The organism is Eubacterium sp. AF15-50, assembly GCF_934835595.1.
GTDB classification, from domain to species: domain Bacteria; phylum Bacillota; class Clostridia; order Lachnospirales; family Lachnospiraceae; genus Eubacterium_G; species Eubacterium_G segne.
The window spans coordinates 1-8161 of record NZ_CAKVZL010000095.1; the positions used below are offsets into that span (position 1 = coordinate 1).

The 8161-nt window shown below is 34.8% G+C and carries 6 protein-coding genes and 1 pseudogene; 3 read left to right on the forward strand and 4 right to left on the reverse strand.

The features are described from left to right. Together Q5O73_RS09170 and Q5O73_RS09175 are read left to right on the forward strand one after the other, a co-directional pair. Positions 1-409: pseudogene (locus Q5O73_RS09170) on the forward strand (hypothetical protein); the annotation flags it as partial. Then, entirely contained in the window at positions 406-2307 is a 1902-nt protein-coding gene (locus Q5O73_RS09175; protein ID WP_021952378.1) for an ATP-binding protein, read from the forward strand. The pseudogene Q5O73_RS09170 and the gene Q5O73_RS09175, both read left to right, overlap by 4 nt. A 112-nt stretch (positions 2308-2419) precedes the next feature. On the opposite strand, the gene Q5O73_RS09180 is transcribed toward Q5O73_RS09175, so the two are convergent. From Q5O73_RS09180 to murC, 4 genes are all read right to left on the reverse strand, one after another. Next, complete coding sequence (locus tag Q5O73_RS09180; protein WP_186840695.1) at positions 2420-3589, reverse strand: ribose-phosphate pyrophosphokinase; 1170 nt, start codon at positions 3587-3589, stop codon at positions 2420-2422. Between the two features lie 30 nt (positions 3590-3619). Next, positions 3620-4612, reverse strand: a complete 993-nt coding sequence (locus Q5O73_RS09185) for an ATP-binding protein (protein WP_302669538.1) — start codon at positions 4610-4612, stop codon at positions 3620-3622. Between the two features lie 27 nt (positions 4613-4639). Beyond that, on the reverse strand, positions 4640-5824 hold the full coding sequence (locus Q5O73_RS09190) for a DnaD domain protein (protein ID WP_118589604.1): 1185 nt from the start codon (positions 5822-5824) through the stop codon (positions 4640-4642). A gap of 322 nt (positions 5825-6146) precedes the next feature. Beyond that, on the reverse strand, positions 6147-7529 hold the full coding sequence (gene murC / locus Q5O73_RS09195; RefSeq protein ID WP_186840693.1) for a UDP-N-acetylmuramate--L-alanine ligase: 1383 nt from the start codon (positions 7527-7529) through the stop codon (positions 6147-6149). A 373-nt stretch (positions 7530-7902) separates the two neighbouring features. Here murC and Q5O73_RS09200 point away from each other — a divergent pair. Next, on the forward strand, positions 7903-8161 hold a 259-nt coding region (locus tag Q5O73_RS09200; protein ID WP_302669539.1), incomplete at its 3' end, for a sugar phosphate nucleotidyltransferase.

The window sequence follows — 8161 nt, forward strand, 5'->3', positions numbered from 1 at the left end:
CAAGAAAGGTCTGGAGTTTGAATTTGTGCCATTTTCTAAAAGACAGTATGTTGATTTGGACTTTACGGTAACGCCGAATGCTACAAATATGGAAATCAGACACAGACTTTCCGACATTTTTAATGAAAGAGGAAAGGATAACATGTACCGTGTAACATTTAACGGTTACAGGGATCCTGAATTTGAAATAAGCATAAAAGACGTAATGGATTGTGGCAATATAGTAACTGTTATTGATGAAACAATTCCGGATTTTGATTTTGAGGAAATGTATGCCGACAATAAGGATAATATTCTTGGAATGTTTATTGGTCAGTATTTAGATAAGGAACCATTAAATCCGTTGCAGCAGAAGGCACTTTATTATGGCACAAAAGCTTTATCACAGGCTATGGAGGGTAAGGTATGATTATAAAAGATATACAGTTGACGAATTTTGGTAAATTTAATCATAAATATATATCTCTTGAGCCGGGACTTAATATTATATATGGTGAAAATGAGGCAGGGAAAACCACTCTTCACACCTTTATAAGAGGTATGCTTTTTGGAATTGAAAAGCAAAGAGGAAAGGCAAGTGCTAAAGATACCTATTCTAAATACCAGCCATGGGACAATCCTTCTAATTATCAGGGAACCATGGGAATTGAAAGCGATGGAGTGAACTATCGTATAGAGCGCAATTTTAGTAAGGAAAATAAGAGCTTTAAGGTAATAAATGAGGATTTAGGTATTGAATTATCTCAGGAACAAATAGATGAACTGTTTGCGGGACTGGATGAAAGCTGTTATTACAATACCATTAGCATAAGCCAGCTAGGCAGCGTTACTGACAAGGAACTGGAGAATATACTGAAAAATTATGCAGCTAATCTTGGTTCCACAAAGTCTATGGAAATTAATATAAAAGAGGCTTTTGAGGAGTTAAATACCGAAAAAAGAAAGATTATTTCTGAAAATAAAATTGGAGAAGAGGATGAAATCCGCAGATATATAAGAGATGACGAGGATACATTGGAGTTGTCAGAAAGAGAACAGCACACAATTATTGCCTCTATTGAACAGAAAAAGGAGTCTGTGGCACGTCTTCAGGAAAAGAAAAAGGATTTGTCTGCAAGGGATGCCAAAAGGCTGGAGGAACTGGCAAGGCAAAATGAGAGAAAAGAGAATCTATATCAGGAGGTTTTGTCATATACCACGGAGCTTGAAAAGTATAACTCTATGTTAGAGCAGATAAAATCCCATAAGCAGTCATTGGAAAATGAATTAAAAAGCAAGGGTATTGATAATTGGGAGACCATGGATATGCTTACAGATAAGGTTGTAAACAGAAGCAATATACCGATTGTGTTTATAATTCTTACCATGGCATTTATTGGGGCAGCAATTGGCTTTACCGTTGGCAATGTTGATTTGTTATATGTAGGGGAATATTGGATGAAGCCTGCGATTTGCTTAGGACTGGCAGGCGTGTGTCTGATTTTATCTGTTGTAAAGTTTTTTGTTAACAAAAAGAAACGCAATAAGAAAATTGAAAGCCTGAAAGAGCTTAAGCTGGTACTGGACAAGTTAGATGCGGCAAAGCATGAGGAAACTTATTGTATGCATCAGATTGACAGCAAAAAAGATGCCCTTGAGGCAACACAGGAGTTGATAAAGGCAGAAGAGGAAAAGGAAGTAAATTCAGAAGATTGTAGCGATGAGCTTAAGGAAATAGAGCAGCAGGAGAGGGAATTGAATGAGGCTATTTCCAAGGCTAACTGGATTTTGGAGCAGAAAAAAGAAAAAGATATTGAAGTTGAAGCAAGAATTAATGAATCAAATCACAGACTTGAAGTTATTAAAAAAGCAAAGTTTGAAATTGATGCCATTGAAGAGGCAAAGACAAATATTGAAAAAATAGCTACTGAAATTAGAAACAGCTTTGGAAAGAAGTTAAATGAAAAGGCGTCCTTTTATATGTCGGAGATTACCAATGGAAAATATGATAATCTTTCTATAGATGACAGATTAAACATTTCCATTAATGGTAAAAAATCACTAATTCCTGCATCTAAGCTTAGTAAAGGAACGGTGGAGCAGATATATATGGCGCTTCGTCTTGCAGCAGCTGACATTATTTTTGAGAAAGATAAGAAGCCGATTCTTTTAGATGATGCCTTTGTTATGTATGATAATAAACGTATGGGCAACACAATGAAGTTTATGGCTGAAAGCATGGAACAGGTTATTATTTTCTCCTGCCATACCAGAGAAAAAGTAATGGCGGATAAGTTGAAAATACATCACAATTTTATAAAGTTATAAAATAAGAAATCAAAAAGACAGCTTGCCCAGAGGCAGCCGGCTTAAAAATAAAATATAAAGACAAAAAAAGATTGCTACCAAAATAGTAGCAATCTTTTTAAATAAACTTTAACTATCTGTTTCCATATTCATTAACACGTTTGTTGATACGCTCAACAGGATCTAATAAATCGCTAATTGAAGAATCGTGGTTTAATCTGTCAATAAATAAGGCTGTGTATTTTGCAACGTCTACACTGATGTACCATTCTTTTGACAAAAGTTCAGGAGTCTGGTAAATGCAGTTTGTAGTCATTACTCTGTAAATAAGACCATCTTCATAGGCTTTATCAAATTTTTCCAAACCGTTTGTAAAGAGACCAAAGGTTGATGCAACAAAAACTCTCTTTGCTTTACGTTTTTTTAACTGGCTTGCAACATCTAACATACTGTCACCGGATGAAATCATATCATCAATAATAAGAACATCCTTTCCTTCTACTGATTCGCCTAAATATTCATGAGCTACAATAGGATTTCTTCCATCTACAATAGTAGTATAATCACGACGCTTATAGAACATACCCATATTAATACCAAGTACGTTGGCGAAGTATACAACTCTTCCCATAGCACCTTCATCAGGGCTTATAACCATTAAATGATCTGAATCTAACTGCAAATCGTCAACATTTCTTAAAAGATTTTTAATGAACTGATATGTTGGCATAATTGACTCAAAACCGTGAATAGGAATAGCATTGTTAACTCGTGGGTCATGGGCATCGAAAGTAAGAATATTATCAACTCCCATATTAACAAGTTCCTGTAACATAACTGCACAATCCATAGATTCTCTGGAAGTACGTCTGTGCTGTCTGCTTTCATATAAGAAAGGCATAATAACAGTAATTTTTTTTGCCTTACCTGCAGCAGCGGCAATAACTCTCTTAATGTCTGCATAGTGGTCATCAGGAGACATATGGTTCTTTTGACCACAAACAGTATACTCAATGCTGTAATTAGTAACATCATCGATAATATAGAGGTCGCAACCACGAACTGTGTCTTTTAAGGTACATTTTGCTTCACCTGTACCAAATCTTGGTGTGCTTACATCTAACAGGTATGAATCCTTAACATAACCTTTAAATGTAATAGGTGATTCTTTTGCTTCGACTCTTTCACTTCTCCAATCAGAAATGTAAGCATCAACAGTTTCTCCTAATGCCTTACTTCCTGATAATGCTACGATGGCAAGTGGACCAACGGGAATAGATTCGATAAACTTTTCGATAGCCATTTGTAAAACTCTCCTTCATGTGTAAATGTGTTAAATAGTAAACTTTTTCTTTATTCTTATATCATCACCAAAAATCTTAAAAGAATTATAATTTCCAATAACCCTGGAAAAAATTCTCTCTTCATATTTATTCTGCAAATCTTCTATAGAAAAGTTTGTAGAAATAATAGTAGATTTCCGATGTATAAGTCGCTCATTAAGACAATCAAACAGTGCCGAGTCGGTAAAGGAATTGCTCATCTCAGTACCTAAATCGTCAATTATAAGTAAATCACATCCCTCTAATTCATTTATACTAATCTGTCTGTAAACGGAATTATTCTCTCTTCTGAAAGAATAATCTGCAAGCAGGTCAAAAAACTGAACTGCTGAAAGATAAATAACAGAATAAGATTTGTCTATTAATTCTTTGGCAATACAGTTAATTAAAAAGGTTTTGCCTGTACCCGCCCTGCCATAGAATAGCAGATTACATGGGTGTTTGTCAAAGTTATTTATAAAATAATGACATCTGTCTACAATAGTTTCCATATTTTCCAGGGAAGATATGCCGGAAACTTCATCAATTATGTCATCAGAATAGAAATCAAAATTGAAATTATCAAAATTTTCCACTGCTAAAATCTCATTTAATTCTGATCTTGAATATATAAGATTTATTATTTCAGACTTAAGGCATTCACAAGGTTTTCCGTGGACAAATCCGGTGTCCTTACAAATAGGACAGGTAAAAATTTCATCCAGATAGTCCCCGGGATATCTGTTCATAAGAAGTGCTGCACGCTTTTTCTCGCTTATAACCTGAATATCCTCTCTTAAAGAGTCCTTAGCAGAAGCATCACCGGACAATGCAAGCCTTGTGGCATTAACAGCCAGTGAAGCAATTTCCCTGTCATATTCGGCTATTTGAGGTACATTTTCATAAACCTCCTTAATACGCCTGTCCATTTCTATTTTATTTTCTAAACGTCTGTTATTATAGTTGTTACTTATAGTATCAAACTGTTCTCTTGTAAGACCCATAGGGGAAACTCTCCTTAAATCCTTTTATTAAATATTCTTCTTGGCAAATTTCTTGTTTTGGCTTTCTACAATCTTCTTTTCTAACTGACTGTAATCATATGTACGCTGTTCAAAAGTTTTTGCACGTTTAGCTTTTACTGCCTTCTTTGCCGGGGCTTTTGAAACAACACTAAATGACTTAGCTGTCTCTTCAGAATGAATCTTGTCCAGCTTTTCAATAGCTTCTAAGCAGTTAGCATCATTTTTGAACCAGTTTGTCAAAATACCATCTGCGTATCTGAAACTTGCACAGTGAGTATGCTCCATGGTACGGTTGCATGCCTCTAAAATAATGTCATCAGAAAAACCATACTTGTCTGTCCATTTTGAAATATATAAAACCTCATTTTTTACAGGAGCCTTATAAGTTAGTCCAAAAATCTTATAAATTCTTTTGTAAATATCCTTTCTTACTTTTGCATCTAACTTAGCTTCCTCGATAGTATAGATATCCTTTTGAACATAAGAAATAGCAGTCTTTTCAATATATGAAAAAGTCTTATGACCTTCTGAAATGCACTTTTCCATTATGTATATAATAAAATCAGAATCCAGCTTAAGTCCGTCTAACATATAAATAATGCTGTTAATGTCAGCAGGATTAAGTGTACATCCTAAATAAGTCTGTGCCAAAAATGTAAGCTGCTCAAACCTGTCATCATTTGAAAAAGAAGCAATTTCCTTTGGAGAATATTTCCTCTTAGCCGGAATGATAATCCCTGATGTTTCCGGAACAGGAATAGGAGTGCTGTCTCCTGAAACCGCTGCCAAAATTTCAGGTTTTACATCTGAAATATCAGATACTTCAATAGCACCAGATACATTCTCAGTGGAAATACCGCTTACAAGATAACGGTTGCTTTTTAAGGCTTCAAATCTGATGCAGGCAATATTTCCGGACTTGTCCGTTGAAAGTGATAACAGACTTTGATCTGCCCAGTAATGGAGGGCACGATTTACGTCAGCCTCTAACATATTAAACCTGTCAGCAATATTTGAAAGTGTTAATTCATCTTCAGAAGCTTCGCTAGTATTTCTGTTCATAAGACGAAGCAAATGAAGGTAGATTTTTATAAATTCCCCATTGGCTTTTGGCATATACTCATCTAAAAAAACATTCGAAATAGAGGTGAAATCCGCAAAGTTACCTCTGTCTAAAATCAACTTAGCCATTTTTGTGCTCTCCTACAATAATTTTCTATATCAAGCTTTGCTCCAAAGCTTTGTCTGCATCTCAAATACATTTTGAAGTATAGCATAAAATTTCTAAAAATCAACGTCACAAATTGGCTGAAATGCCCTATTTTAAAGGGATTGCGGGGTATGTTAATAATGTTAATAATGATAATAAAAAGGGGGCATAATTTGTCGAAAACTGTCACACCTCCCATTAACTCTGGAAAATCAAGGTTGCTAAAATTCAATCTTATGTAAACAAAAAATCCACAAAATTTTGTTAATAGTTATCAACAAAATTTTGTGGAATGTTAATAAGTTATTTTCCAAGAAGATGTTCCCCTATTTTTACTACGTCTCCGGCACCCATTGTTATTAACAAATCATTGTGTGCACAATTTTCTAATAAAAAATTTTCTATTTCACTAAAAGTTGGGAAATAGTAAGCGGTACCACCGTCTTTTTTTATCTCATCCATTACATCTTTTGAACTTATGCCAAGGGTATTTTTCTCCCTTGCAGCATAAATATCAGCCAGAACTACTGCATCAGCCTCCTTCAACGCATCAGCGAACTCAGGCAACAGAGCTTTTGTACGTGAATATGTGTGTGGCTGGAATACAACCCATAATTTATTGTGAGGGTAGTGTTTTGCAGTGCTAAGGGTGGCCCTAATCTCATCAGGATGATGGGCATAATCATCTATAATAGTAATATCTCCCAATTTACCCTTAAGCTGAAAACGTCTGTCCGTACCTTCATATGCCATAAGTCCTGTTTTAATATCTTCATTACTTATTCCCATAAAGTGGGCAGCAGCAATAGAAGCTAAGGAATTATAAATATTGTGCTTTCCTGTGACCTTTAATGTAATATGGTCTTTAATTTCACCGTTTACAACTAAGTCATAAGAGCCTCTTGCAAATTCATCAAAAGTAATATTTGCAGCACTGTACATACTTTTATTAGGGTCTGAACCTACTGTAATGACACTGCATTTGAGCCCTTCCGTAAAATATTCAATATTGTCAATGTCGCTGTTAATAATTAAAGCTCCATCATCAGGGACTAAACGGGCATATTCCCTAAAGCTATGTCTTATATCGTCTAAATCCTTAAAAAAGTCCAGATGGTCCGCTGCAACATTTAAAATAATGGCAACTGTTGGCTTAAAGGATAAGAAACTGTTAGTATATTCGCATGCTTCAGTAATAAGCTTATCAGAATGACCGATTCTTGTATTTCCCTTAATGGCAGGCATAATTCCACCTACTAATATGGTAGGGTCGGTATCTGCCTCGAGCATAATCTGGGAAAGCATGGAAGTAGTAGTGGTCTTTCCGTGAGTTCCTGAAACTCCAATGGCGGTATGGTAATTCTGCATAATCTGACCTAAAAATTCCGCCCTTGTAAGAAGGGGAATATTCATTGATTTTGCTGCAACTAATTCAGGATTATCCTGTTTAACGGCAGCTGTATAAATTAAAACTTCAACATCTGAAGAAACATTCTGCGATTTTTGTCCGTAGCAAATAGTTGCACCTAATGACTCTAGGTGCTTTGTTATTTCGGACTCCTTTGAATCTGAACCTGTAACGGTAAAACCTCTTGAAATCATGATTTCTGCTAATGCACTCATACTAATTCCACCGATTCCGGTAAAATGTAGTTTAGCAGGAGTATTAAAATCTAATTTGTACATATTCTTCTCCAATCTCATAATAAAATCTTATATGATTATACACTTGTTTTAGTACTTTTTAAAGATTTAACATAAAATTAATCAAAACTAAAAGGTAAATCTTCTATAATAAATACAAAAATCAGGAATAACTTTATTATAGCAATTTTAGACAAAATATAGTATAGAAAATTGTTAAAAATACAAAATAGATTGATGAAAAAATAAGAAATAGGAAAGAACAATAAAAAAAATGTACATTTTGCACAACTAAGAACGAAAAATGGCAAAAAAAAGAGAAAATATAAATAAAAAATAGGGGGAAAATGCTTTTATTATTAGCAATTTAATGCTATAATTTTATTACTTAATATAAGCAGCGAGGTGAGTTGACATGATAAAAAAAGAAATGATTGCAATGTTGTTAGCAGGTGGACAAGGTAGCCGTCTTGGTGTACTTACTGCAAAAGTTGCAAAACCGGCAGTTGCGTTTGGTGGAAAATATAAGATTATAGATTTCCCATTAAGCAACTGTATTAATTCGGGCGTTGATACGGTAGGTGTACTTACACAGTATCAGCCACTTAGGTTAAATGATCATATTGGTATTGGTATGCCATGGGATCTCGACCGCAATATCGGAGGTGTTACAG

What these genes read in the sequence shown, in the direction of transcription:
- Q5O73_RS09175 (WP_021952378.1), top strand. Translation starts at nt 406, where the DNA reads ATGATTATAAAAGATATACAGTTGACGAATTTTGGTAAATTTAATCAT.
- murC (WP_186840693.1), bottom strand. Translation starts at nt 7,529, where the DNA reads ATGTACAAATTAGATTTTAATACTCCTGCTAAACTACATTTTACCGGA.
- Q5O73_RS09185 (WP_302669538.1), bottom strand. Translation starts at nt 4,612, where the DNA reads ATGGGTCTTACAAGAGAACAGTTTGATACTATAAGTAACAACTATAAT.
- Q5O73_RS09190 (WP_118589604.1), bottom strand. Translation starts at nt 5,824, where the DNA reads ATGGCTAAGTTGATTTTAGACAGAGGTAACTTTGCGGATTTCACCTCT.
- Q5O73_RS09180 (WP_186840695.1), bottom strand. Translation starts at nt 3,589, where the DNA reads ATGGCTATCGAAAAGTTTATCGAATCTATTCCCGTTGGTCCACTTGCC.